At 69.8% G+C, this 25302-nt stretch carries 23 protein-coding genes and 2 pseudogenes; 7 read left to right on the plus strand and 18 right to left on the minus strand.

The window, feature by feature from the left end; genetic code table 11:
- Window positions 1-238: 238 nt before the first annotated feature.
- The 10 genes and pseudogenes from pflA to QUE44_RS07430 all read right to left on the minus strand — a co-directional run bounded on the left by pflA (window position 239) and on the right by QUE44_RS07430 (window position 8102).
- On the minus strand, window positions 239-1114 hold the full coding sequence (gene pflA / locus QUE44_RS07390) for a pyruvate formate-lyase-activating protein (RefSeq protein WP_286213867.1): 876 nt from the start codon (window positions 1112-1114) through the stop codon (window positions 239-241).
- Between the two features lie 90 nt (window positions 1115-1204).
- On the minus strand, window positions 1205-3487 hold the full coding sequence (pflB, locus tag QUE44_RS07395) for a formate C-acetyltransferase (RefSeq protein ID WP_286213868.1): 2283 nt from the start codon (window positions 3485-3487) through the stop codon (window positions 1205-1207).
- Between the two features lie 169 nt (window positions 3488-3656).
- Window positions 3657-4106 carry a pilus assembly protein TadG-related protein gene (locus QUE44_RS07400; protein WP_286213869.1) on the minus strand — a complete coding sequence of 150 codons (450 nt, stop codon included), beginning with the start codon at window positions 4104-4106 and terminating at the stop codon, window positions 3657-3659.
- A complete protein-coding gene (locus tag QUE44_RS07405; RefSeq protein WP_286213870.1) occupies window positions 4103-4597 on the minus strand; it encodes a pilus assembly protein in 495 nt (164 codons plus the stop codon). The genes QUE44_RS07400 and QUE44_RS07405 overlap by 4 nt, the downstream gene beginning before the upstream one ends.
- Complete coding sequence (locus QUE44_RS07410; RefSeq protein ID WP_286213871.1) at window positions 4587-4841, minus strand: hypothetical protein; 255 nt, start codon at window positions 4839-4841, stop codon at window positions 4587-4589. Before QUE44_RS07410 ends, QUE44_RS07405 begins: the two co-directional genes overlap by 11 nt.
- Window positions 4842-4882: 41 nt before the next feature.
- Window positions 4883-4927: pseudogene (locus QUE44_RS14080) on the minus strand (hypothetical protein); the annotation flags it as partial.
- Between the two features lie 25 nt (window positions 4928-4952).
- Entirely contained in the window at window positions 4953-5114 is a 162-nt protein-coding gene (locus QUE44_RS07415) for a hypothetical protein (RefSeq protein WP_286213872.1), read from the minus strand.
- 15 nt (window positions 5115-5129) lie between these two features.
- Window positions 5130-6020, minus strand: a complete 891-nt coding sequence (locus tag QUE44_RS07420) for a type II secretion system F family protein (RefSeq protein WP_286213873.1) — start codon at window positions 6018-6020, stop codon at window positions 5130-5132.
- Window positions 6017-6874 (minus strand): type II secretion system F family protein, encoded by an 858-nt coding sequence (locus tag QUE44_RS07425; protein WP_286213874.1) that lies wholly within the window; start codon window positions 6872-6874, stop codon window positions 6017-6019. Before QUE44_RS07425 ends, QUE44_RS07420 begins: the two co-directional genes overlap by 4 nt.
- Before the next feature lies 1 nt (window position 6875).
- Window positions 6876-8102: a TadA family conjugal transfer-associated ATPase gene (locus tag QUE44_RS07430; RefSeq protein WP_286213875.1), complete on the minus strand. Its 1227-nt coding sequence runs from the start codon at window positions 8100-8102 to the stop codon at window positions 6876-6878.
- A gap of 175 nt (window positions 8103-8277) precedes the next feature.
- Between QUE44_RS07430 and QUE44_RS07435 the strand changes: the two genes are divergently transcribed.
- The 5 genes from QUE44_RS07435 (at window position 8278) to QUE44_RS07455 (ending at window position 11599) form a co-directional block, all read left to right on the plus strand.
- Window positions 8278-8709 (plus strand): hypothetical protein, encoded by a 432-nt coding sequence (locus tag QUE44_RS07435; RefSeq protein WP_286213876.1) that lies wholly within the window; start codon window positions 8278-8280, stop codon window positions 8707-8709.
- A gap of 55 nt (window positions 8710-8764) precedes the next feature.
- Window positions 8765-9466, plus strand: a complete 702-nt coding sequence (locus QUE44_RS07440; protein WP_286213877.1) for an SOS response-associated peptidase — start codon at window positions 8765-8767, stop codon at window positions 9464-9466.
- Window positions 9467-9578: 112 nt separating this feature from the next.
- Window positions 9579-9731 (plus strand): hypothetical protein, encoded by a 153-nt coding sequence (locus tag QUE44_RS07445; RefSeq protein WP_286213878.1) that lies wholly within the window; start codon window positions 9579-9581, stop codon window positions 9729-9731.
- Window positions 9732-9734: 3 nt separating this feature from the next.
- Window positions 9735-10292 carry a LytR/AlgR family response regulator transcription factor gene (locus QUE44_RS07450; RefSeq protein ID WP_286216715.1) on the plus strand — a complete coding sequence of 186 codons (558 nt, stop codon included), beginning with the start codon at window positions 9735-9737 and terminating at the stop codon, window positions 10290-10292.
- Window positions 10289-11599 carry an ATP-binding protein gene (locus QUE44_RS07455; RefSeq protein WP_286213879.1) on the plus strand — a complete coding sequence of 437 codons (1311 nt, stop codon included), beginning with the start codon at window positions 10289-10291 and terminating at the stop codon, window positions 11597-11599. Before QUE44_RS07450 ends, QUE44_RS07455 begins: the two co-directional genes overlap by 4 nt.
- A gap of 51 nt (window positions 11600-11650) precedes the next feature.
- Here QUE44_RS07455 and QUE44_RS07460 read toward each other — a convergent pair whose 3' ends face one another.
- The 8 genes from QUE44_RS07460 to QUE44_RS07495 form a co-directional block, all read right to left on the minus strand.
- Window positions 11651-12667, minus strand: a complete 1017-nt coding sequence (locus tag QUE44_RS07460) for a glycosyltransferase family 2 protein (RefSeq protein WP_286213880.1) — start codon at window positions 12665-12667, stop codon at window positions 11651-11653.
- A gap of 28 nt (window positions 12668-12695) precedes the next feature.
- Window positions 12696-13340 carry a hypothetical protein gene (locus QUE44_RS07465; protein WP_286213881.1) on the minus strand — a complete coding sequence of 215 codons (645 nt, stop codon included), beginning with the start codon at window positions 13338-13340 and terminating at the stop codon, window positions 12696-12698.
- A gap of 26 nt (window positions 13341-13366) precedes the next feature.
- Window positions 13367-15805 (minus strand): glycoside hydrolase family 3 C-terminal domain-containing protein, encoded by a 2439-nt coding sequence (locus QUE44_RS07470; RefSeq protein ID WP_286213882.1) that lies wholly within the window; start codon window positions 15803-15805, stop codon window positions 13367-13369.
- Between the two features lie 337 nt (window positions 15806-16142).
- Window positions 16143-19136, minus strand: coding sequence for a glycoside hydrolase family 3 C-terminal domain-containing protein (locus QUE44_RS07475; protein ID WP_286213883.1), 2994 nt, complete (start codon window positions 19134-19136; stop codon window positions 16143-16145).
- A 126-nt stretch (window positions 19137-19262) separates the two neighbouring features.
- On the minus strand, window positions 19263-19676 hold the full coding sequence (locus QUE44_RS07480; protein ID WP_286213884.1) for a hypothetical protein: 414 nt from the start codon (window positions 19674-19676) through the stop codon (window positions 19263-19265).
- 152 nt (window positions 19677-19828) lie between these two features.
- On the minus strand, window positions 19829-22201 hold the full coding sequence (locus QUE44_RS07485) for a glycoside hydrolase family 3 N-terminal domain-containing protein (RefSeq protein ID WP_286213885.1): 2373 nt from the start codon (window positions 22199-22201) through the stop codon (window positions 19829-19831).
- A 339-nt stretch (window positions 22202-22540) separates the two neighbouring features.
- Window positions 22541-22651, minus strand: coding sequence for a hypothetical protein (locus QUE44_RS07490; protein WP_350226923.1), 111 nt, complete (start codon window positions 22649-22651; stop codon window positions 22541-22543).
- Window positions 22627-23385 carry a biotin--[acetyl-CoA-carboxylase] ligase gene (locus tag QUE44_RS07495; RefSeq protein ID WP_286213886.1) on the minus strand — a complete coding sequence of 253 codons (759 nt, stop codon included), beginning with the start codon at window positions 23383-23385 and terminating at the stop codon, window positions 22627-22629. Before QUE44_RS07495 ends, QUE44_RS07490 begins: the two co-directional genes overlap by 25 nt.
- Window positions 23386-23433: 48 nt before the next feature.
- Between QUE44_RS07495 and QUE44_RS07500 the strand changes: the two are divergent.
- Window positions 23434-25013: pseudogene (locus QUE44_RS07500) on the plus strand (acyl-CoA carboxylase subunit beta).
- Window positions 25010-25255: an acyl-CoA carboxylase subunit epsilon gene (locus QUE44_RS07505; protein WP_286213887.1), complete on the plus strand. Its 246-nt coding sequence runs from the start codon at window positions 25010-25012 to the stop codon at window positions 25253-25255. The pseudogene QUE44_RS07500 and the gene QUE44_RS07505 overlap by 4 nt, the downstream one beginning before the upstream one ends.
- The last annotated feature ends 47 nt before the right edge of the window (window positions 25256-25302 follow it).

A 25302-nucleotide genomic window follows, 5' to 3' on the forward strand; every position in this document is an offset into this window, starting at 1 on the left:
GTGTCGTGGGGTGTGTCGTGGGGTGTATCGCGCGCAGTACGTCGCGCGGGGCGCGCCGGGGTCGCGCCGGGGTCGCGTCGGGGCAGGTCTGTGGGATGCGTCGAGGGGCAGATCGCACCACGCGATGCGCGAGGCCGAATTCGCGCCCCGAAACCGCAAGATCCTATGCGCGAAGCGCCAGGCCCGTCCCGCCACGCTTCACCTCGCGGACCCGCCACACCTCGCGGTACCGCCACCCTCACATGACGGTGATGCCGCGGCGCGCGAACTGCTGCTTGACGCGCTCGATGAGCTCCTTGTCCGGCGGCTGCGTGTTCTCGAGAAGGTACGGCTCGCCCGTCGCCGCCCACTTGTCGCGTCCAAGCTGGTGGAACGGCAGCACCTCGAGGCGCTGCACCCCGTCGAGTGTCGCGACGAAGTCGGCGATCGCGTCGACGTTCTCGACCGCGTCCGTGAGGCCGGGTACGAGCACAAACCGGATCCACATGGTCTTGCCCAGGTCGGAAAGGCGCCGTGCGAAGTCCAGCGTGGGCTGCAGCTCGCGACCGGTCACCCGCTTGTAGGTCTCCGGCAGCCCCGACTTGATGTCGAGAAGCACCAGGTCCACGTAGTTGAGGTCGTCGTCGCTGAGGCGCGCTCCCAGCAGCCCGGCGGTGTCGAGAGCGGTCTGCACGTTGAGGTCGTGGCAGCGGCGGAAGATGTTCATGACGAACTTCGACTGCAGCAGCGGCTCCCCGCCCGAGATGGTGAGCCCGCCGCCCGTGACCTTCATGATGGTCGCGTAGCGGGTGACCTTCTCCATGACCTCGTCGACGGTGTGGCGCTTGCCGTCACGCATGCGCCAGGTGTCGGGGTTCTGGCAGAACTGGCAGCGCATGCCGCAGCCCGCGAGGAAGAGTGTCATGCGCGTGCCGGGACCGTCCGCGCCGGTGACCAGGTCCCACGAGTGGACCGATCCGGTCTGGTGGTCGCGAATCAGGTCGGCGGCGGCGATCTCCTGGTCGGCGATCTCCATAGGCGGCGCGTCGAGCACGGGAGCAGCCACAGGAGCAGCCACCGGGGCGGCAACGGCCGCAGCCGCGCCCGCCTCCACGGGAAGGGTGTCATCGGTCATGGGGGGACCTCCTAGAGCCGAGCATAGAGAGCGGCGCCCCGCCCCGGAGGGGCGGGGCGCCGCGGGGTTGTCCTGTCTGGTCGGACGGAGCTACAGGCCCGCGTGGAAAGTGCGGGAGAGCACGTCGAGCTGCTGCTCACGCGTCAAACGGACGAAGTTCACCGCGTATCCGGAGACGCGAATCGTGAGCTGAGGGTAGTTCTCCGGGTGCTCCATGGCGTCCTCGAGGACCTCGCGGTTGAGGACGTTCACGTTGACGTGGAAGCCGTTCGACACGTTGTACGCGTCGAGGATGCCCACCAGGTTCTTGACCTGGTCCTCACGGGTGCGACCGAGTCCCGAGGGCACGATCGACGTGGTGAGGGAGATACCGTCCTGGGCCTCCGAGTACGGCAGCTTCGCGACGGAGAGGGCCGAGGCCATCACGCCGTGAACGTCGCGTCCGTTCATGGGGTTCGCACCCGGCGCGAACGGCTCGCCAGCGCGGCGACCATCCGGGGTGTTGCCGGTGTGCTTGCCGTAGACCACGTTCGAGGTGATGGTGAGCACCGACTGCGTGTGCACCGCGTTGCGGTACGTGGGCTGACGGCGCACCTTCTCCATGAAGCGACCCACCAGGTCGACGGCGATGTCGTCGACGCGGTCGTCGTCGTTGCCGTAGCAGGGGAACTCGCCCTCGACCTCGTAGTCCACCGCGAGGCCCGACTCGTCGCGAATCGGACGCACCGTGGCGTACTTGATCGCGGACAGCGAGTCCGCCGCGACCGAGAGGCCCGCGATGCCGCACGCGAGGGTGCGCAGGATGGTGCGGTCGTGCAGCGCCATCTCGATGCGCTCGTACGCGTACTTGTCGTGCATGTAGTGGATGACGTTGAGCGCATCGACGTAGGTCTCGGCGAGCCAGTCGAGCAGCTTGTCGTAGGCCTCCATCACGGTGTCGAAGTCGAGAACCTCGTCCATGATCGGCGTCGAGACCGGGGCGACCTGCTTGCCCGAGATCTCGTCGCGGCCGCCGTTGATCGCGTACAGCATCGACTTGGCGAGGTTGACGCGCGCTCCGAAGAACTGCATCTGCTTGCCCACGGTCATGGCGGACACGCAGCACGCGATCGCGGAGTCGTCACCGCACGTGGGGCGGATCAGCTCGTCGGACTCGTACTGGATGGCCGAGGTGTCGATCGACACCTTCGCGCAGAAGTCCTTGAATCCCTGCGGGAGGCGGTCGGACCAGAACACGGTCAGGTTCGGCTCGGGCGCGGGGCCAAGGTTGTACAGCGTCTGCAGGTAGCGGAACGACGTCCGCGACACGAGCGGGCGGCCGTCCTCGCCGATGCCACCGATGGTCTCGGTGACCCACGTCGGGTCGCCGGAGAACAGCGCGTCGTACTCGGGGGTGCGCAGGAAGCGCACGATCCGCAGCTTGATCACGAAGTCGTCGATGATCTCCTGGGCCTGCGCCTCGGTGAGCACGCCATCGGCGATGTCACGCTCGAGGTAGATGTCGATGAAGGTCGAGGTGCGACCCAGCGACATCGCGGCACCGTTCTGCTCCTTGACCGCGGCGAGGTACGCGAAGTACAGCCACTGGACGGCCTCGCGGCCGTTGGTCGCGGGCTTGGAGATGTCGAAGCCGTACGAGGCCGCCATCTGCTTGAGCTCGCCGAGCGCCTTGATCTGCTCGGAGTTCTCCTCGCGGTCACGGATGATGTCCTCGGTCGAGCGCTCCATGTCGAGCTCGATGCGCTCGACCTTCTTGGCCTCGATGAGAGCGTCGACGCCGTAGAGCGCGACGCGGCGGTAGTCGCCGATGATGCGGCCGCGGCCGTACGAGTCCGGCAGTCCCGTCACGATGTGAGAGCTACGTGCGGCGCGCACGTTCGGCGGGTACGCGTCGAACACGCCGTCGTTGTGGGTCTTGCGGTACTTGGAGAAGATCTCCTCGAGCTCGGGCTTGACCGGGTAGCCGTAGGTCTCGAGCTCCTTGACCACCATGCGCCAGCCGCCGAACGGCATGATCGCCCGCTTGAGCGGCGCATCGGTCTGGAGGCCCACGATGACCTCGTTGTCCTGGTCGATGTAGCCGGGACCGTGCGACGTGATGAGCGCCGGGGTCTCCCAGTCGACGTCGTAGACGCCCTTCTCGCGCTCCTCGGGGAACATCGCGGAGAGCTTCTCCCAGATGCCGGTGGTGCGCTCGGTGGGGCCCGCGAGGAACGAGTCGTCGCCCTCGTACGGCGTGTAGTTCGCCTGGATGAAGTCACGGACGTTGACCTCGTCGCACCAAGCGCCGGCGGTGAAGCCGCGCCAGGCGTGTGCGCGGGGGTCGCCCGCGTCGTCCTGAATGGTGTCGCTGTTGACGGCTTCAGCAGTCATGGCCTGTACTCCCTCTCCCTGGGTGAACGCCCTTGTGGGGCTAGCGGCGAGCGGTTTCTTCCCAGTCCGGGTGACCGGGGATTCCGACTTCTTCACGGTACGTCCGGGGGCATCGGGAATCCCGGGACCAAGTGCCTGACATTGTTTTCTGTTCTCGTTTCGAGGTGCGTCAAGGGGTCGCAAGGGCCGATGCGGTGGCCGTCAGCGCCACTCGGCCCGGCAGCCAGTCCGCGCCAAAGAGCACGGGAGTGGAGAGCGCGACGCTCACCTCCACGGTGGTCCCGTCGGGGGACGATGCCCGGGTCAGGATCGCGCCCGGCATCCCCTGGCGAGCGGCGGAGGCGGCGAAGTGCTCGCGGGCCTCGTCCGCGAGCCGGTCCGGGTCCAGCGTGGCGGGCCCCTCCCCCACTCCCGTGGCGTAGTACGCGTCGAGGTCGATCGCGTCGGCCGCCGCGAGCGCGGTCTCGTCCGCGACGTGCGCGAGCCGCGCGCGCTGCAGCTGGACGTGAGTGATCGCCGCGACCGTCACCACGGCGGCAAGCAGCACCCCGATCAGCCCGATCGTGAGCACGGTGACCGAGCCCTCGTCATTGCGACGGTCGACAAGCCGGCGTCTCATGGCACGTAGCCGTCGACGGGGCTCGCGGCCGTCGCATCGAGCGTCACGCGCGCGGGGATGACGGCGCTGACGAAGGCGGGGACGCCGGGCAGCGCGACGTCGATCTCGACGCGCGCCCGCACGGTCGAGCCCGCGCTCAGACACTGCGCGTCGCAGTCGAGTTCGACGCGCGCCGCACCGATCCCGAAGTCCCCGGCCACCACCTCGGCGGCCAGGGCCGCCGACTCACGGGCTGCCTGGGTGGCGGCGGCGGGCTCGAGTCCCGCGTCGAGCGCGTCGAGGCCCGTGACGACAGCGGCCCTGGCGGCGGCATACGCCGCGCCCTCGGCGGCGTAGGCGCCTGCCTGGACCCGCGTCATCGCGACCACCAGGTAGAGGATCGGCAGGAGCAACACGAGCGTGAGCGCGAGGAACTCGACCGCCGCGGCGCCGTCGTCCCCACCCGGACCACCCCCGCGCGGCCGGTGCCCGCGCGACTCGTCACGGGGCATCGTCCACCCCCTCGAGCAGCGCGCGCCCGCCCGCCTCGACGCGGCCGCCATCCCACAGCGCGAGCACGGGAACGGACGCGTCGAGGGTGATCCGCACGCCCGCGCGGCCGCCCACGGGAAGGTGTTCGACGGTGACCGTGGGCGCGATCCCCAGCGACGACTCGGCGCACGCGGCCGCGCGCGCGGCGCCGGCATCGTCCCCCTGCCGCGCGACCGCGGCGACTCTCGCCCCTCCGACGCGCACGCGGTGAGCGTGCTGCGCACGTGAGACGCGAGCACGATCTGCAGCACACCGAGAGCGACCGCCACCACCAGCGCCGCGACCAGCACAAACTCGACGGCGGCGCTGCCGGCGTCAGCCTCCCGTGACCGACTCAAGGGCCGTGGTGAACATCTCGCCGAGCGCGGGCCCAGCCAGTGCCCAAATCGTGGCCACGAGCCCGGCCGTCATCAGCGTGATGAGCACCCAGCCGGGCACATCGCCGCGGTCGTCGAGTCTCCAGTCACTGTCCTCCATGTGTTCCCCCTTTTCTCATGCGCCCCAACGGAGCGCCACCAGGCCCGGATACAGCGCGAACACCACTGTCACCGGCAAGATCAGCAGCACGACGGGCACGAGCATCGCGATCTCGCGCTTGCCGCCCTCCTCGAGCAGCGCCTGACGCGTGCGGTCGCGGATGTCGCCGGCCTGCGCGTGGAGCACCTCCGCAAGAGGCGTGCCGCGATCGAGCGCGGTCGCGATCGCGTCGCAGAACGCCGTCACCACCGGCTCGTCGACACGGCCGGCGAGTGCGTCGAGCGCCGCGGCCAGGGGGCGGCCCGCGCGCACGTCCGCCACTACGCGTCGCAGCTCCTCGCCAAGCGGTCCTCCGGTGATGGCCGCGACCCGTTCCAGGGCCGCGGGCACGGACTCCCCCGCGACCACCGCGAGGGCCAGCATCTCGGCCGCGGGCGGGAGGTCGGTACGCACCCGCGCGGCGCGCGCCGCGGCACGGCGGGACAGCGCGATATCGGGCCCGATCGCTCCCGCGGCGCCACCGGCAGCCGCCACGGCGATCACCACGACGGGGCCCGCCCCTCGCGCGGCCGCCAGCGCGCCGCCCATCACCAGTCCCGCGATGAGCCCGGCGGCGCCACCGATGAGTCCGTGTGCGCGATGGCGCGCGACCGTCGACGCTGACCCGGCGCGCGCGAGCATGCGCTCGACCTCGGCTGTCGGGCGGCCCCACCGTTGACTCCACCGCAGGATGTCCCCCGCTACGGGGGCGACCACACGCGCGAGCATCGGGGCGGGGGCGTTCGCGCTGCGCGTCGCACGCAGGCGCGGAGCGAGGCGCCTCTCGAGCGAGAACCGACGCGCATCGGCCCACGCCCACACCAGCGCGAGGCCCAGCCCCAACGAGACGGCCGCGAGCGCCGTCATCGGAGCACCCGCTCTTCGACGGGCAGCCTGCCAAAGGCGCGCATGAGTCGGTAGGCGCCCAGGCTTGCGGCGGCGCCGCCGAGGAGCACCATGACCCCGGTGGGCGTGTCGAACGCCTCAAGCCCTCCTGGTCGGGTCGCCAGCATCGCGAGCAGGACCCAGGGCGCCGCGACCGCGAGCCGTGCGGCGTTGACCGTCCATGACTGTCGCGCCTCGAGCTCGCCGCGAATGCGTGCCTCCTCTCGCAGGTAACGCGCGAGTGCGCGCAACACGCGGCCCACCTCCGTCCCGCCCACGTCACGCGCGATGCGCACGGCCTCGACGATCCTGTCCGCGACAGGGTCGGCAAGTCGCGCCTTGAGCGCGTCGAGCGATGCATCGAATCGACCGCTCGCGCGGTAGTCCTCGGCGAACGCGGCGAAGGCCGGCCGCAGGTCCTCGGGACCACGGTCGGCGAGCGCCGCGAGCGCCTCCGGCAACGCCAGGCCGGCGCGGATCCCGGACGCGAGGGTGTCGACGGCATCCGGCCACGCGCGTGTGAGCCGCGAGCGGCGGCGTGCCGCGCGCGCCGTCACCCACGCGAAGGGCGCATACACCGCCGCGATTGCCATGCACGCGGCGACTGCGAGCGACCGCGTCGCGGACCACACGAGTGCGAGCACGACCACCGCGGTGGCGAGGGCGATCACGCCGAATGCGGCGACCGACACACCGTGGATGCCCGCCTGCACCAGCCGGTCGTGAAAGGCGCTGCCGCGCGGATGGCGCCCCTCACGTCGCTGCTCGGGCTCCCACCACGACATCCATACGAGCAGCAATCCGGTCCCCAGCACGAGCCCCCACACGGCGTCCATGTCAGGCAGCCAGCAACTCGTGCAGCACGAGCCCGCGGCTCGCGAATCGATCCGCGTGAGGCGGGAATCCCGCTCCACGCACCAGCTCGCCCTCGCGGGTCGAGAAAATGTCGGACAGCTCGATGGTCCCTGACTCGACGCGGCCCGAGACCCCAGCGATCTCGCGCACGCGGCGCGAACCGTCCGGGGCCATGGCCACGTGGACCACGAGGTCGATCGCCGAGGCGACGGCCGGCACCACGAAGCGGTCGGACACGTTGTCGCCAGCGAGAAGCGGCAGCGTGCACAGCTTGCCGAGCGCGTCCCTCGCGGAGTTCGCGTGGATCGTGCACATACCGGGCAAGCCGGCGTTCAAGGCGATGAGCAGATCAAGGGCCTCCGCCTCGCGCACCTCGCCCACCACGATCCTGTCGGGGCGCATGCGCAGCGCCTCCTTGACGAGGCGGCGCAGCGTGATCTCACCCGTGCCCTCGAGAGATGCCTGCCGACACTGCAGCGCGACCACGTCCCGCAGCGGTAGCGCGAGCTCGAAGACCTCCTCGCACGTCACGACCCGCTCGCGCGCGGGGATCGCACCGGCGAGCGCACCGAGGGTGGTCGTCTTTCCCGCCTGTGTGCCGCCTGACACCAGCACGGTGAGGCCCGCGTGGACGGCTCCCGCGAGGAAGCGCGCCGCCGCCGGCGTCAGGGTCCCGAGCGCGACCAAGTCATCGACGTCCGTGGCCCGCGCGATGTACTTGCGGATGTTGACCGCCCAGTGGCGGCGCGTGACGTCAGGGATGGCCACGTGCAGTCGCTCGCCGCCGGGCAGAGCGGCGTCCACGAACGGACTCGACAGGTCGAGCCGGCGCCCGGCGAGCGCGAGCATGCGCTCGACGATTCCCCTCACGCCCTCCTCGGTGAGGATGATGCTGGTGAGTTCGCTCGAGCCGCGCCGGCTCACGTAGACCTCGTGCGGGGAGTTCAGCCAGATCTCTTCCACCTCGGGATCGTCGAGGAGGGGCTGCAGCGGACCCAAGCCGGCCACGGCATCGGTGATGAGGCGCGCGAGCGCGTCACGGTCGGGCACGGGCGCGGACCCGCTGAGCAGTGCGCGCTCGTCGAAGTCGTCGATCGCCCCGGCCACGAGCTTCTCGACCGCGCGCACGTCGCGTGCGGGATCCACACCGTGATCCCTGATCCGGGCGCGCACGTCCTCCTCGATGCGTGCCAGCGCGTCTGCCCCCATAGGGGGACCATAGCCGCAATACAGACATCGTGGACAGGGATGTGGAGAGGATCCGTGGTTCTCGCCAGACCCGGCGATGACCCCAGAAGTGGGGATAGCGGCGCCCGCCCCCGCCGCCATAGCGTGGCCGTGGACCGGGGCACGTCCATGCATCGGCGCAGAGACAGGAGTGGCCATGCTCTCCAGCAGCCTGGGAGGGATCATCATCGTCTCCTGGCTCGCGGTCAGCCTGGTGGTCATTGTCGGGACGCTCGCGGTCGCGGCGGGCCCGGTTCGCGACGGCGGGCGCACGCCGTGGCCGCTCATCGGGCTGGCGCTCGCGCTGGTCGCGCTGTTCGCGACCGCGGTGTGGGTCACGCTGTGGCCCTCCTCGTGCTACCCCGCGGACGCCACGATCTTCCTCACCCTCGACAACAGCAGCCTCATGACCGATGCGCGGATCGAGGAGGCGACGCGGCTCGCGTGCCGCGACGACGCTCGGCAGGTGGTCGCGCTGTGGGGTGCCGCAAGCCTCGCCGGGATCGCGCTGTGGGCGGTTGCGGCCTGGCGGACGGCTCGCGCGGCGCAACGCCCGATCGAGCAGCGCGTCCTCGCCCGGACGCGGTAGCGGGCCACAGATGAGCACCACCCCCACCGTCGGGCCGGATGCCTAGGCTGGCCTCATGTGCGGCCGCTACGCGAACTTCCTCACCGAGCAAGAGCTCATCGACGCCTTCGAGATCGCCATCGTCGCCGATGACGCCCGGCTCTCTCCCCGCTACAACATCGCGCACACGCAGGAGGCGGCGATCGTCGTCGCGCGCACGCGGGAGAACAGCGCCGCGGAGGGGCGCTCGCTCGAGCTCGCCCGGTGGGGACTCGTGCCGTCATGGGCCAAGGACCCCTCGGTGGGCTCGCGCATGTTCAATGCCCGCTCCGAGACGGTCGCGGAGAAGCCGTCGTTCCGCGCGGCCTTCGCCAAGCGCCGCTGCCTGGTCCCGGCGAGCGGCTACTACGAGTGGCGCACCCAGGCGGGCGTCAAGACGCCCTACTTCATCCACAGCAGGGACGAGTCCCCGCTCGCCTTCGCCGGCCTGTTCGAGTTCTGGCGTGACAAGGCCAAGGGAGACGATGCCCCGTGGCTGGCGTCGTTCTCGATCGTCACCACCGCGGCCCGCGGGGCCATGGAGGAGATCCACGACCGCCAGCCGGTGATGCTCACGCGCGGCGAGGCCGACGCGTGGCTGGACCCGGCATCGTCCCCCGACGATCTCATGGCGGCGATCGCGGCGCCCGCGCCGGAACTCGCGTGGCACGAGGTCGGGCGCGAGGTCGGCAACGTCCGCCACCAGGGCGCGGAGCTCATCGCGCCCGTGTCAGGCTGACCGACCGGCGTCTTCCCGCGCTCCGAACGCCCCTCGCCCCACACGTGGCGCGCGGGAGCCGCCCCCACCCCACCGCTTTACACTTGAGTGTCAGTCCGCATAAAGGAGCAGCGTGATCAGGATCGGGATCGTCGAGGACGACGAGTCGAACCGCGACGCCCTCCTCAACCACCTGGCGCGCTACGACGCGGAGCACGGCGTGCAGTTCGACATTCGCACGTTCACCGACGGCCGCGAGCTCATCGAGGGCTACCGACCGCAGTAGGACATCCTCTTCCTCGACGTCGAGATGCCCGACGTCGACGGCTTCGAGGCCGCCCACCGCGTGCGCGAGGTCGACACGGACGTGGCCATCATCTTCGTCACCAACATGGGCCAGTACGCGATCAAGGGCTACGAGGTCGACGCGCTGAGCTACCTCCTCAAGCCCGTGCCGTACTTCGGGTTCGCGCAGGAGCTCTCGCGCTCGCTCAACCGCCTGTCCAAGCGTGAGTCGCGCGGGGTGGTGCTCACGATCAACAACTCGGTGGTGCGGCTCGACCCCACGGAGATCGTCTACGTCGAGTCCGTCATGCACCGCATCACGGTGCACGCGATGGACCGCGAGTACGCGTTCTCCGGGACCCTCAAGGCCATGGAGGAGGAGCTCGCGGGGCAGGGCTTCTTCCGTTCCAACAACTGCTACCTGGTCAACCTGCGCCACGTGAAGCGCGTCGAGCAGTCCGTCAGCGTCATGGTGGGCGGCGCCGAGCTCCAGGTGAGCCGGCCCCGCCGCAAGGCCTTCCTCGAGGCGCTCGCCGACCACGTGGACGGGCGCTCGTCGTGATCGAGGACGCCCTCCAGGACATCCCCCGGATCATGACCGCGCTCGCGGAGTGGGGCGCATGCGTGCTCTACATCTCGCTCAGCCCCAAGCGCCTGCGCGGCGCGGCCCTGGTCGCCGTGCTGATCGCGGGCCTCGGCGTGCTGATCGGCGTCCAGACCATTGCGGGGGCGCTGCCCCTCGGCCTGTGGTCGCTCGGCATGGTGCTCGCGGCCGGCGCGATGTACGGCCTCATCTGGGCGACCACGGACATGGACGCGAAAGGCGCGGGAGACCTGGTCGCGCGCGCGTTCGTGCTCGCCGAGCTCATCGCATCCTTCGAGTGGCAACTCGACCAGAGCTTCTTCGCCGGCGAGCACTGGGGTCCCGCGCGCGTGTCGCTTGTGATGGTGGTCTACGGCGCCGCGTTCGTGGCGGCCTACTTCGCGGAGCGACGCAACTTCCCGCCCGGCGTGACCATCCCGATCGACGGCCGCATCCTCGCCTCGACGCTGTCGATCGCGCTCGTGACGTTCCTCATGTCCAACCTCAGCTTCGTCACCGACGACACCCCGTTCTCGGGCCGCGCGGGCCAGGAGATCTTCTACATCCGCACCCTCGTGGACTTCGCGGGCTTCATCGCGCTGTACGCGATGCGCAGCCAACGCCTCCAGCTCATGCGCGCGGTCGAGCTGCAGTCGATGAACACCCTGCTGCGCACGCAGCACCAGCAGTACCTGCGCTCACGCCAGGAGCGCGAGGCGGTCAACGCGCGGTATCACGACCTCAAGCACTACATCGCGGCGATTCGCCAGGAGACGGACGCCACGGTGCGCTCGGGCATGGTCGACCAGCTCGAGCAGTCGATCCGCGGCTACGAGGCCGTGGCGGTCGACACCGGCAACGCGGTGGTCGACACGATGCTCGCCTCCAAGACGGCCCAGGCCGAGCTCGAACAGATCACGGTCACGAGCGTGGTCGACGGCACGGTCGTGGACTTCATGGACGTCATGGACGTGGTCACCGAGATGGGCAACGCCCTCGACAACGCGATCGAGGCCACCGCGCGCGTGCCAGAGCGCGAGAAGCGGCTCGTGAGGGTCGCGGTGTACCGCCAGGACCACTTCGCGCTGCTGCGCTTCGAAAACTGGTTCGGCGGCGAGCTCACCCTGGTCGACGGCCTCCCCGCGACCACCAAGGACGACGCCCACCACCACGGCTACGGCCTCAAGAACATCCGCCAGGCGGTCGAGAAGTACGACGGCACGCTGACCGTCAACGTCGAGGACGGCTGGTTCGTGCTGAGGATGCTGGTGCCCATCCCCGATTGAGAGGGGACGATGCTGGGGCCCGGCGGGCGGGAGGGTCCGGGCGGTGCGGGCTCAGTTGAAGCCGACGCGCCACTGCGCGGCGCGATACGCGGCCAGCGTCACCTTGCGGCCGCCGCGGCCGGGCAGCGTGCAGATCTGGCCGAGCGCCCCGCGGCGCAGGCGGCGGTGGAGCTGGCGATCCTCCTCGCGAATGCCGCGCCACAGCGCCTCCTTCGCGACGATCGCCTCAGCGGTGCCCGAGCGCAACAACAGCGTCGAGGACACGGCGCAGATGATCTCGAGGTAGTGCGTCATGTAGCGGTACGCCGGGTGCGACGGGGACACCTCGCGCGCCACGTGCTCCATCATCATGCGATTGATGCGCAACTGCTGGTCGAGCCTGGAGATCATCACCTGCTCCGAGACGGACTGTCCCTCGCGGCCGATGAAGTAGCGGTAAAGGTCGACGTCGAGGTAGTAGATGCGCTCCACGTAGGGCAGCGGCATGTACGCGAAGATGTTGTCGACGTAGAACGTGTGCTCGGGAAGCTCGAGCTTGACGTCCCGCAGCAGCTGCGTGCGGTAGACCAGCGAGTGCATGAGCAGGTACTGCGTCTTGCGCATCCTGCCGACCTCGTCCCACCCGAAGACCCGCGCCTGCGGCAGCACGCGGCGGTAGCGCACCGCATTCTTGCGGTCGCGCCCCTCCTTCTCGTAGACGAAGTTCGAGACCACCATGTCCACCGCGGCGTCCTCGCCGTCGAGGCGCTTGAGCGTCACGATGAGCTCGACCAGGGCATCGGCGTCGACCCAGTCGTCCGAGTCGACGACCTTGAAGTACCGCCCCGTCGCCACCGCGAGCCCGGCGTTGATGGTCGATCCGTGGCCACCGTTGGGCTTGTGGATCGCGCGCACCCTGCCGGGGAACCGCGCCGCGTACCCGTCCGCCACGACGCCCGTCGCATCGCGCGAGCCATCGTTGACGATCAGGATCTCGACCTCGTCGCCGCCCACGAGCAGCGAGTCGATGCAGCGGTGCATGAAGTCGGCCGAGTTGTAGCTCGGCACAACGACGGAGAGTGTGGTCATCGGGGTGGATCCTACAGGTGCGGTCGGGTCATCGGTCGAGGGTCTCGGGTGTGGCCTGCGACACAGTCGCGGGGGCCACGGTCTCATCAGGGGTGTTCTTGAAGATCACCTTGAAGATCGGGAAGAAGATCCAGAAGGCGATCGCCGCGTTAATGATCATCGTGATGACATCCGCGACCGCCTCGCCGCCCGAGGGCCACACCTCCATGGTCCACGAGTAGATGGGCGCCTTGTAGAAGCCCTGGGCCGCGGCGGCACCGATCGTGATGAGGATGTAGGCGATCACGTACCAGAACGCGGCCTTCGCGACCGAGTTGTTGGCCTTGAACGTGATGTTGCGCTGGGCGAAGAAGTTGATGACCTGCGCGATCGCGATGGTGATCTGCACCGCGAGGAAGTACGCGAGGCCGCCGCCCACGCCGGACTCGTCCACCGGGCCGGCCGGGTAGTCGAAGATGTAGTACTGCGAGCCGTCGACGTTCGCGCCCACGGGCCACACCTGGAACGCGATGTCCACGAGCGCGGTCTGGTTGAAGATCGCCTTGAACGCGGGCATGAGCGCGAGCTGCAGGACGGTGACGCCGTTGCTCAGCAGGAAGAACATCGCGAACTGCGCGGTCCCTGGGCGCTTCTCCTCGAAGCGGCGCCAGGCGGAGGTGAGGGGCTTGAGCATCGTTGGTCTCTCTCGGGTCGGACGGGTCAGGCGCGCACGGATGCGGGCGACGAGGCGGGGGCGGAGGCGGTCGAGGCGAGCTCGGCTTCGAGCCGCTTGCTCTCGCGGCGATTGCGGAAGAAGCCGGAGACCACTCCCCCGATCCCGCGCAGGTGCTTGCCGTTCACCAGGGTGACGATCGCGTCGACCATCTCCATGCTGACCGCGCCGTTGGTCATCTTGCCGATCGCACGGAACGGCATGTTGTACAGGAAGAACAGGTTGAGGTCGGGCTTGCCACGACGCTGCGAGCGGTCGATCAGGGAGCGCAACACCTTCGCCGCGAGCCGCGCGAGCGGGCTCGGGGCCTGGTGCATCGCGAGCAGCGGCGAGTTCGCGTGGAGCGGCCCGCGCGCCTCCGTGTGCGCCGGCAGCGCGCGGCCCAACAGCACCTCGAACTCGGCGTCGCTCACGTGAGCGACCTGGCCCGAGTAGTAGGACGGGAGGTCGGCGCGCCGGTCGACCGCCGCGGCCTCGCCCTCAACGCGCAGCGTGGCCACGCCCCGGATGTCCTCGACGGAGGCACCCACGCCGATCCAGTACTCGCCGGCCTCGACGCTCCAGCCGCCCTGCGCGACCGAGTAGTGACGGAACGTGCGCTCGTCGAAGGGAATCGTCACGGTCGCGGTCTCGCCGGGTGCGAGGCGCACCTTGCGGAATCCCTTGAGCTCACGGGCCGGACGGTGGACGCCGTTGGAGACGCGGCCCACGTACAACTGCGCGACCTCGGCACCCTCGACGTCGCCGGTGTTCTCGAGCGTGAAGGTGACCCCGGCATCGTCCACCCGCACGTCGCCGTAGGCGAACGTCGTGTAGCTGAGGCCGTAACCGAACGGGAAGAGCACCGGCACCTGGGCCGTCGTGTAGTAGCGGTAGCCCACGTAGAGGCCCTCGCGGTACTCGGCGGCCTCGCGGACGCCGGGGAAGTACGCGTGGCTGGGGTTGTCCTCGAGGTGCAGCGGGTAGGTCTCGGCGAGGCGCCCCGACGGGTTGACCGCGCCGGTGAGCACGCGCATCGTCGCCTCGGCGCCGGCCTGGCCGCCCAGGTAGCCGTGCACAATCGCGCGGGCGTCGTCGATCCACGGCATCTCGATCGCGGACCCGGCGGCGAGCACCACGACGATCCTGTCCGTCGACTGGCGCAGGCGGTTGAGCAGCTCGACCTGGTTGACGGGCAGCTCCATGTGCGTGCGGTCGTTGCCCTCGGACTCGCTCGTCTCGTCGAGACCCAGGTACAGCAGCACCACGTCGGCGGCGCGCGCGGCCTCGACGGCCTCCGCGGCGAGAGTCTCGTCGGCGCCGCCCGAGCGGCGGAAGCCCTGAGCGAAGCTCACGAGCGCGAGGCCCGAGCCCTCGACCGCGTCGAGAGCGCTCGACAGCCGCGTGGGGTTGACCAGCGAGGAGCCGGCGCCCTGGTAGCGGGGGGTCTGGGCGAAGTCGCCGATGATCGCGACGCGCGTGCCCTCGGCAAGGGGCAGCAGCGCATCGTCGTTCTTGAGGAGCACCTGGCTCTGCTCGGCGACCCGGCGCGCGAGCTCGTGCTGCGCCTGCGCATCGACGGCCCGCGCGAGGCTCGGGTCGATCCTGTCGATGAGCGTGCGCATCTCCTGCACGCGCACGTCGAGCTCGGCCTCGGTGAGGCGACCCTCGGCGACCGCGGCGAGCAGCTGGCGCGCCGAGTCGAGTCCGGGCGAGGGCATCTCGAGGGTGCCGCCCGCGCGCACGGCCTCGACGGCATCGTTTGAGCCGCCCCAGTCGGAGATCACGGCACCGTCAAAGCCCCACTCGTCGCGCAGGACGGTCTGGAGCAGGTGCGCGCTCTCGTGGGCGTACGCGCCGTTGACCAGGTTGTACGAGGACATGATCGACTTGGGGGCGGCGTCGCGCACCACGATCTCGAACGCGGTCAGGTAGATCTCGCGCAGCGTGCGCTCGTCGACCACGGAGTCGCTCGCCATGCGGCGGTGCTCCTGGCTGTTCACCGCGAAGTGCTTGGGGCATGCCGCCACGCCCTGCGACTGGATGCCGCGCACGTAGCCCGCCGCGAGCGTCCCCGACAGGAACGGGTCCTCCGAGAAGTACTCGAAGTTGCGCCCGCACAGCGGGCTGCGCTTGATGTTGAGTCCGGGACCGAGCACCACGTCGACGCCCAGCGCGACGGCCTCGGCACCCAGGGCCTCGCCCACCTGCTCGGCGAGCTCGAGATCCCACGAGTTCGCCACGGTCGCCGCCGTCGGGAAGCACGTCGCCTCCGCGGAGGCGTTGATCCCCAGGTGGTCGCCCGAGCCGAGCTGCTTGCGGATGCCGTGCGGACCATCGGACAGCGTCAGCGCGCGGATGCCCGCCCGCTCGACGGCGCGCGTCTGCCAGATGTTCGCGCCGCTGAGCAGCGCCGCCTTCTCCAGCAACGTGAGCTCGTGTGACATGCTGTCGGGTCCTTTCTTGACCGCGGATGACCGCGATCCTCCGGCGTCGTCGTCCGGCTGAGGGGGCCACTGCCGCGCTGGTCACGCCACCCGTGCGTCCTTGCGTGCACGGTGCCGGAGACCCGGCGCGGTTTCTGACTGTTCTGTTGAGTCCATTAAGCCCGCCCGCCGCCACCCCGTGGTGCGATCTCGCATGAACTGCGCGTCACGACGCACGTTCTGTCGAGTGCCTGGTGTGAGCCCGTTTTTGGGTCGGGCGAAGCCGCCCGTGGGGTCATCGGGGAAGGTGGGGGGACGATGCCGGGCCCCGCGGGGGACGAGGCCCGGCATCGTTGTCCTACGAGGCGTCGGTGGCCGACGCTCCCGTGGAGGCGGGGCGGTGGCGGCGCACGCGGCGCACCACCATCACCACCGCGAGCAGCACCAGCACGCCCACCACCGCGGTGGCGACGATCTGGATGACCACCCACGTCGGCGGCGTGTAGTCGACCGTCGCGCCGGGCGCGAGGCCGTCCATCGCGTTCGAGTTGGCCACCGTGAACAGGATGTTGTGGGTGGCCTCACGGATGTCCGTGACCGCCTTGTCCGACGACGTGTCGCCGAAGGACTTGGAGGGCTGGAACGTCAGCGTAAGGTCGGTGCCCGCGCTGATGGACTGGTTGGGGTTCATGTACGGGTAGAGGTTGAAGTCCGAGATTGCGAATCCCTCGAAGCCCCACTCACCCCGCAGCACGTTGGTCATGAGCGCCTCGGAGCCGCCGGCCCACACGGCGCCGATGCGGTTGAACGAGCTCATGATGCCGCCGGCACCGATCGTGGTCTCGGCGAGGGTGCCCTCGTCGTCCGCGATGTAGGTGACGTCCATCGTGATGTTCTTGACGCCGATCTCGAAGGCCTTGAGATAGACCTCGCGGATCGTCTGCTCGGTCGCCCAGGTCGCGATGCCGTTGTTGACGCGGTTCGTCTCCTGCTCGTTGAGCGCGAAGTGCTTGATCATCGTGTAGACGCCCTTGGTCGCCGCGCCGTTGGCGACGGCGGTGAGCATCTGACCCGAGACCACCGGGTCCTCCGAGTAGTACTCGAAGTCGCGGCCGCCGAAGGGCGAACGGTGGAGGTTCACCGCGGGGGCGTACCAGCCGTTGATGTCCTTCTGGAGCGCCTCGTTGCCGAGCATCACGCCCATCGCCTCGCCGAGCGCGACGTCCCACGTCTGGGCGATGAGCACCTCTGACGGGTAGGCCACGCCGTTGATCGACGAGTTGATGAAGGAGGAGAAGCCGGCCGGGCCGTCGGGCTCGACGGTCTGGGGCTTGCCGATCGAGCCGATCGCGGCGGTCTGGTACGCGCCGTTGAGCAGCATGTCGGTCATCTCACCGAGCGACAGCGAGTCGAGCAGCGTGTCCCACTGAGGGTCGTCCTTCGCCAGTCCACGCATGTCGATCAGCGCGAGGTCGGAGTCGGCGTTCAGCGTGGGTGCGTCGCCCTCGAAGGCCTCCGCGGCGGCGTCGTAGTCCCACGCCTGGAAACCCTCGATCGCGGTCTCGCTCGCGACCAGCATGTCCTCGGTCGGCGCCGTGGGGAACGTGCCGGCGAAGTCGGCGCGCGAGAACACGGGGATCTTGCCCGCCTCGCCCGTCGTCGTGAACGCCTCGGAGACGTCGTCGAACTGGTTGGTGACCTCGGCCAGATCCGACGCGCGGTGGTCGTCGCCCGCGTACACCACGTCGGAGTCGACGGTGTAGACGAACGGCTCGGTGCCCTCCGCGATCGTGTGCGAGTCGGTCTGGACCGTGATCTGGTAGTCGCCGGCCTCGAGCACGTACGCGCGGTTCTCGAGGTAGTCGTAGGACGCCATGTCCTCGACCGCGATCTCGATCGTGACGGCCTCGGAGGCACCGGGCTCGATCAGTCCGGTCTTGGCGAAGCCGCCGAGCACGACCGACGACTTCTCGATGCCGCCCGGCGTGTAAGGCGCCGAGTAGTACAGCTCCACGACGTCCTTACCCGCGACGTCACCCGTGTTGGTGACCTCGACCGTGACCGCGATGGTGCCGTCGACGTCGCCCGCCTCGGTCGCCGTGACCTCCCACGCGAAGTCGGTGTAACTCAGGCCGTAGCCGAAGGGGTACACGACCGCGGAGTCGTAGTCGATGAAGCCCTCGACGGCGGCGGTCTCGTAGTAGCGGTAGCCGAAGTAGATGCCCTCGGCGTAGTTGACGAACGGCGCATCGGTCGTGATGGTCGCGTTCGAGGTCGCGGCCTCGGTCGCGGACACGGGGAACTCGGCCTCGATGTTCGAGTACACGAACTCGCCGAAGTTGTTCCAGGTGGGGTCCGCGGTGAAGTCGGCGGCCCAGGTGTCGACCGTGCGACCCGACGGGTTGACCTCGCCCGCGAGGATCGAGCCGAGCGCGTTGAAGCCGGTCGCGCCAGGAGAACCCGCGAACAGGATCGCGTCGATGCCGGCGTCGTCCTGAAGGTCGCCCATCTCGAGCGTCGTGGACGCGTTGACGACCACGACGACCGTCTCGAAGCTCTCCTTGGCGAGGGCGATCAGCGCCTTCTCGTCCTGGTTGAGCTCGAGCTGGTGCTCGCCCTCCTGGGCGCGCGGGTCAATGTTGTCGGGGTTGGCGATGTCGAGCATGTCCTGCGCGAGGTCACCGCCCTCACCACCCGGACGGCCGATCACGACGATTCCGGCGTCGCCGTACTGCGCGAAGGTCGAGGACTGCGCCTCGTAGCCGTCGATCTGCATCTCGCCGATGTGGAAGGTCGAGGTCATCGGCTGATCCATCTCGATGTGACCGCGCTTGTTCTCGGCCGCGAAGGCCTCGATCGCCGCGTACATCGAGTCGTTGATCGAGAAGCCGGCGTTCTCGAGGCCCGTGCGCACGTTGACCGCCGAGTTGGTGTCGACCGAGCCGGAGCCCGATCCACCGAACACGGGGTCGGCCGCCGCGCGGCCGAGCAGTGTCACGGCCGCGCCCTGCTCGAGCGGCAGCGCGCCCGACTCGTTCTTCGCGAGCACGATGCCGCCCGCGGCGATGTCCTCGACCAGCTGCTGGGCGGCCGCGTCGACCTCGTCCATGTCAGCGAAGTCGGACGTGTAGTACTCGGTGTCCCAGCCGGCGGACTGCTCCGAGTTGGTGAAGGTGTAGGTGCCGGATCCGAACTGCGAGGCGACCCATCCGCCCGCGACGACCAGGGCCACGTTCGCGACGACGGCGACCGCGGTCACCAGCGCGATCACGGGGATCCAGATCGACAGATACTTCTTGTTCGACATCCGTGCCTTCTGGGGCGCGGTGTCCTTGGGCGGACGCTTGCTCACTGCGAGTCTCCTTCAGAACTGTGATGCCCTCGTCCCCGACGGGCGGTGCGCCCGCCCGGCCCTGTCGGGCCGAGCGGGCGAGCCGCCCATGTCCGGAGAAGACGAGGCTTGTGGGGTCCTACCGAGTTACTCGGAGACCTCGGTGATGGTGCCGTCCTGGTCGATCTGCCAGGTCTGACCGGTCGCGGCCGACTCGGCCTCGATCACGAAGTTGCCGCCGTCGATGTTGACGGTGCCGGTGACGCGCTCGGCGGCGTCGGTCGCCACGAACGGCATGACCATGAGGCCGTACTTGACGGTGGGCTCGGTCACGTCCGACGCGAGCATGACCTGGGCCCACTCCTCGTCGGCGAGGGCGTCGAGGACCGCCTGGCGGGCGGTCTCAAGGTCGGTCGCGACGTCGACGGTCGACTGCTCTTCGGCAGCGGGGGCAGAGGCGCCGGGCTCGGCTGAGTCGCTCGAGCAACCGGCGAGCGCGAACGCGCCGCCCGAGGCGAGCAGGAGGCCGAGGCCCATCGCGCGCAGCTTGGTGTTCATCATGTCTTCTCCTAGGTGGGTTCGGGCCGGGGAACGGTCCACGATATGTGGCCGCCACCGGCGATCGATGACCCCTGTCGGGGCCGGTGTGGCTGTGCCCCGGGGGAGTCGAGCGACGACGCGCGCCGCTCGACTCCCCCGGGAGGCCCTCCTACTTAGCCCGCGATGGGGCCCGAGTAGTTGAGGCCGAAGCCGAAGTCGTAGGCGTTGCCTGCGGCGTCGGTGTAGGGCGTCATGTCCTTCGCGACGTCCTCGAGCTGGGCCTCGACCGTGTCCATGTTCGCGGGGAACTGGATGGGCAGGCGACCCGTGGGCTCGTAGGCGCCGACGGCCACGTCGAACACGGCCTGGTCGGAGGTGCCGAAGCTGACCAGGATCGCGTCCGAGTCGGCCTCGAACTCGGCGGGGATGATCGGGTTCACGGCCTTGAGGACCGTGATGACCGGGATGTCGTTGCCCGAGGCCTCGACCGCGGCGACCGCACGCTCGAACGCGTCCAGGTCGGCCTCGTTCGAGATGCGCGAGGTGTTGCCGAAGTACGAGCGGTTCTCCTGCGTGCCATCCTCGAGGATGTCTCCAGCGATCGACACCTTGCGGACGTTGTCGCCGTCAGCGGTGTACGGACGGTACTGGAGCGAGAACGGGTACCACTCGCCGGTCTCGGCGTCCTTGCCCGCGGCGGAGAAGTTGTCTCCGTTGTTCGGGCTGTCCATGCCGACGATGACCAGGTCGACGTCGCTGAGGTCGGGAGCCGTGATGCTCGTGGCCACGCCCTCGTCGTCGAGCACGACCTCGTCGGTCACGACGGTGCCGAAGATCTCCGCGGCGACATCGAGGTCCATGGTCGGGCCCTGGGTGTAGGTGGCGGGGCCGAAGAGGCTCGCGACACCGTTGTCCTCGGACTGCGGGATGTAGACGGTGAGCTCCTTGGGGTCAACGCCCTCCGCGATCACGCCGTCGTTCTTGAGCATGACCACCGAGGCGAGCTGCGCCTGGTAGCCGGCCTCGACCTTGTCGTCGGACGCGAGCACCGCAGCCGACTCCTCGGGCTCGAGGAATGCCGACTCGTAGAGTCCGGCCTGGAAGAACATGTTGAGGATGCGTGCGCCCGACTCCTGGAAGCGGGTCTCCGCGTCCACCTCGAGCTCGCCGGCCTCGAACTTCTCCTGCCACAGCGCGGCACCCTCGAGCAGGAACGTCGCGTCGTTCACGCCACCGAACATGTCGTGTCCGGTGCCCAGCACCTCGACGTAGCGCTCGGCGGGGGTCAGGTCCTCGGCGCCCCACGCGGTCGCGATGAACGCGCCCTCGTCGTTCGCGCCGGTCATGACGCCCCAGTCGGTGACGACCACGCCACCGTAGGAGTTGTCGTCGCGCAGGATCGACATGAGGCCCGAGTCGTACGCGGTGCCCATGCGGTCCTCGAACAGCGGCTCGCCGTCGGCGCCGACCGAGATCGAGTAGGAGGTCATGACGGCCGCCGAGTCGAGGGCCGACTGGAAGACCGAGATGTGCTCGGCGAGGTTGTCACCGGGGTACACGCCGTACTTGCCCGCGAAGGTGTGCGACTCGCGGCCGCCCTCGCCGGGTCCGTCGCCGGGCCAGTGCTTGATCATCGCGTTGACCGACTCGTTGCCCCACACGGCCTCGCCCGCGGTGCCCTGGAAGCCGGCCACGTAGGCGGCGGTGAGCTCGCTCGCGAGAGCGGCGTCCTCACCGAAGGTGCCGCCGACGCGCAGCCAGCGGGGCTCGGTCGCGAGGTCGATCTGCGGGCTGAGCGCGGTCGTGATGCCCAGCGCGCGGTACTCCGCGGAGGCCATCTCGCCGAACTGCTGGGTGTACGACGCGTCGAAGGTCGCGGCGAGGCCCAGGTTGGAGGGCCAGCGCGAGATGTCGGCACCCTCGGCGTTGTAGCCGCCGGAGCCGGCGGTCGACCGCGGGTCGGAGGCGAAGTTCACCGGCACGTAGGGCGTATCGGCGGTCGCGAGGGTCTCGACATAGGCCTGCATCGCGTTGACCCACGGCACGGTCTCGTCGGCGTTGCTGCCCGCGGCGTTGAGCACCGCGCGCAGGTTTGAGTCCTTGAGGTAGGTCATCTGCGCGTCGGTGAGGCCGTCCGCGGGGGTGCGCTCGTGCGAGCTGAAGAGCATGAGGCCCGCGATCTGCTCGACGGACATCTGCGACGACAGGTCGGCGGCACGCTCGGAAGCCTCGAGGCGCCAGTCCTCCCACGTGTCGAGTTCGCCGTTCGCGTTCATGTCCTTGAACGCCACGGTCGAGCCGTCGACGTCCTCTTCGATGAGCGTGATGCCGCTCTCCGCGCCGTAGGACAGGTCGGGGGCGTCGCCCGGGTTGTCGACCACGACGAAGGTCGTGTCGCCGTCGGTGACCTCACGCGTGGTGTAGTCGCTCGCCGCCTCGGGGCTGGGGCTCTCGGTGTCGGGCGTCGCGCCGGTGCACCCTGCCAGGGTGATCGCCATTCCCACACCGGCGAATGCGGCGATGCCCTTGATCTGCATGGGCCTCATGCGCGTGCCTCCTTCGTCATCGTTGACTGCATCGGTTTCTCCTCAGTGACCAGCAGAGCTGGATCGATGGCTGCGTCATCCGCGGCCGTGGCTCGCACTCGCACGTCTCGATCGAGGTGCCGCACCGCGGGGGTCATCACATCGCTGTCATGCCGCCTGCGGTCGTGCGCTCGAATCGGGCCGTCGGGGTGCTGAACGGCAGTCAATCAGCGCCGCGACGGCGGTCTACGGGTGGGCGCACAACCTGTCGGTTGGCGCGCACAACCTGTGCGGGCGCGACCGGCCCGTGACCGTTCCGTTATCGGTTCGTGACCAACGGCGGGGCGCCGGCCCGTGAGCCTAGCTCCGCCGCACGCGCACGTCTCCGGCGAAGACCACGCGGTCGGTGCCCGCCGCGGTGCGCACGACGAGCGCGCCGGATTCGGTCAGCCCCGTGGCGCGGCCCGTGATCGGCTCGCCGTCGGGAACTTCGACCGCGACGTCCCATCCGAGCGTCGCGGTGACCCGCTCGACCTCGCCGCGGATGTCGGCCCCCGCCTGCCACTGGGCGACGGCGTCCTCAGCTCGGCCGCGAGCAGTCCCGCGAGGGTCGGCCGGTCCAGCGCCGTGGCACCGAGCGTGGCGAGCGACGCCGCGTGAGGCACCGGCAGCTCCGCGGGAGACTGCGAGACGTTGATGCCGATTCCGGCGACCAGGGCATCGTCCCCCGGCACGGCCTCACACAGGATGCCCACGCACTTGCGCCACCTGCCCCAGCCCGCGATGTCGCGCACCCCCGCCTCGACGACCACGTCGTTGGGCCACTTGAGCCACGCGCCCACTCCCACGCGCCGCAGCGCGCGCACGGTCGCGAGGCCAGCCACGAGGGGTGCCCAGCCGTAGTCGGCACGATCCACGTGGTCGGGCCTGATGAGGAACGATGCCGTGAGGGCCGCGCCGCGCGGCGTCACCCACGCGCGTCCGGCGCGCCCGCGGCCGGCCGTCTGGTGGTCGGCGATGAGGACGCTGAGGTGCGGCCACTCGTCTCCATCGCGGGCCACGAGGTCGAGCAGCCTGGTGTTCGTCGAGGCCGAGGTTGGCAGCACCTCGAGGCGTGCCAGCGTCGCGGGGACGAGCCCCGCGAGAGACGCGGCGGTGAGGGGGCGACGCGAGCGCGCGGTCTCGTCGGCGCCTGGCGTGCTCACCGGGCTAGGCTAGCGGGCGTCCGCTACGCAAGGAGAACCGTGTCCCCGATGAGGCCAGCGAAGACCACCCAGTCGGCGCTCGACGACCTGCGCCGCAAGGTCGACGCCGCCGTCACCGTGCCGGAGCAGGCGGCGCAAGAGAAGCAGCACGCGCGCGGAAAGAAGACCGCCCGCGAGCGCATCGATCAGCTGCTTGACCCCGGCTCGTTCACGGAGCTCGACCGCCTCGCGCGTCACCGCTCACGCAACTTCGGCCTCGATCGCTCGCGCCCCTTCGGCGACGGCGTCGTGACCGGGTATGGCACGATCGACGGCCGCCAGGTCGCGGTGTACTCGCAGGACTTCACGGTGTTCGGCGGCTCGCTGGGCGAGGTCCACGGCCAGAAGATCGCCAAGATTCAGGACTTCGCGCTGCGCACCGGCGTGCCGCTCATCGGCATCTCCGACGGCGGCGGCGCGCGCATTCAGGAGGGCGTCGCGGCCCTCACCCAGTTCGCCGAGATCTTCCGCCGCAACGTCGCGGCCTCGGGCGTGATCCCGCAGATCTCGATCATCCTCGGCCCCTCCGCGGGCGGCGCGGTGTACTCCCCGCGCTCACCGACTTCATCGTCATGGCCGACGGCACGTCCCAGATGTTCATCACCGGCCCCGACGTGATCCGCTCGGTGACCGGCGAGGACGTGACCTTCGAGGAGCTCGGCGGCGGTCAGACGCACAACGCCACCTCGGGCGTCGCGCACTACCTGGCGCAGGACGAGGACGACGCGATCGAGTACGTCCAGCACCTCCTGCAGTACCTGCCGCAGAACAACCTCGCCGACCCTCCCGTGTGGGACCACGAGCACGACCTCGAGCCCTCGGATGCGGATCTCGCCCTCGACACGCTGGTCCCCGACTCGGACAACCAGCCCTACGACATGACGCGGCTCATCGAGGCGGTCGTCGACGACGGCGCCTTCCTCGAGATCCAGCCGTTGTTCGCGCCGAACGTCGTCGTCGGCTTCGCGCATGTCGAGGGTCACGCCGTGGGCATCGTCGCCAATCAGCCGATGCAGATGGCGGGCACACTCGACATCAATGCCTCGGAGAAGGCAGCGCGGTTCGTGCGCACGTGCGACGCGTTCAACATCCCGATTCTCACGCTCGTGGACGTGCCGGGCTTCCTGCCTGGCGTCAACCAGGAGCACCAGGGCATCATCCGCCGCGGCGCGAAGCTCATCTACGCGTACGCAGAGGCCACCGTGCCGCTCATCACCGTCATCACGCGCAAGGCCTACGGCGGCGCGTACATCGTGATGGCGTCGAAGCAGCTGGGCGCGGACGTCAACCTCGCATGGCCCACCGCACAGATCGCGGTCATGGGCGCGGGCGGGGCGGTCAACATCCTTCACCGCCGCACGCTCGCCGACGTCGACGCGAAGGGCGGCGACGTCGAGGCCGAGCGCCAGGCGCTGGTCGAGGACTACGAGGACAGGATCGTCAATCCATACGACGCCGCCGACCGCGGCTACGTCGACGCCGTGATCGAGCCGTCCCAGACGCGCGCCGAGGTGGTGCGTGCGCTGCGCGCGCTGCGCACCAAGCGTGCCTCGCTGCCCCCCAAGAAGCACGGGAACATCCCGCTGTGAGCGAGGCCGAGTCCGCGGCGCGCGAGTCCGGCTTGCGCGTCGTCCGCGGCGCCCCCGACGAGGCCGAACTCGCCGCACTGGTCGCCGGCATGGCGGCCATGGCGTCGGCTGCCGCCGCCGACGCCGACGAGCCGGGCAATCCGCTGTCCGCCTGGATGGACCGCTCGAGGACGATGCGCGGGCACCGGGCGACGTTCCCGCTCGCCCGCGGCGCGGACTCCTGGCGGCACTCGCTCCGATGAGGGTAGGGACCGCGACCGTGGCGGCCGCCGCCGCGGTCCTGGCTGCC

Source organism: Demequina sediminis, assembly GCF_030296675.1.
Taxonomy (GTDB): domain Bacteria; phylum Actinomycetota; class Actinomycetes; order Actinomycetales; family Demequinaceae; genus Demequina; species Demequina sediminis.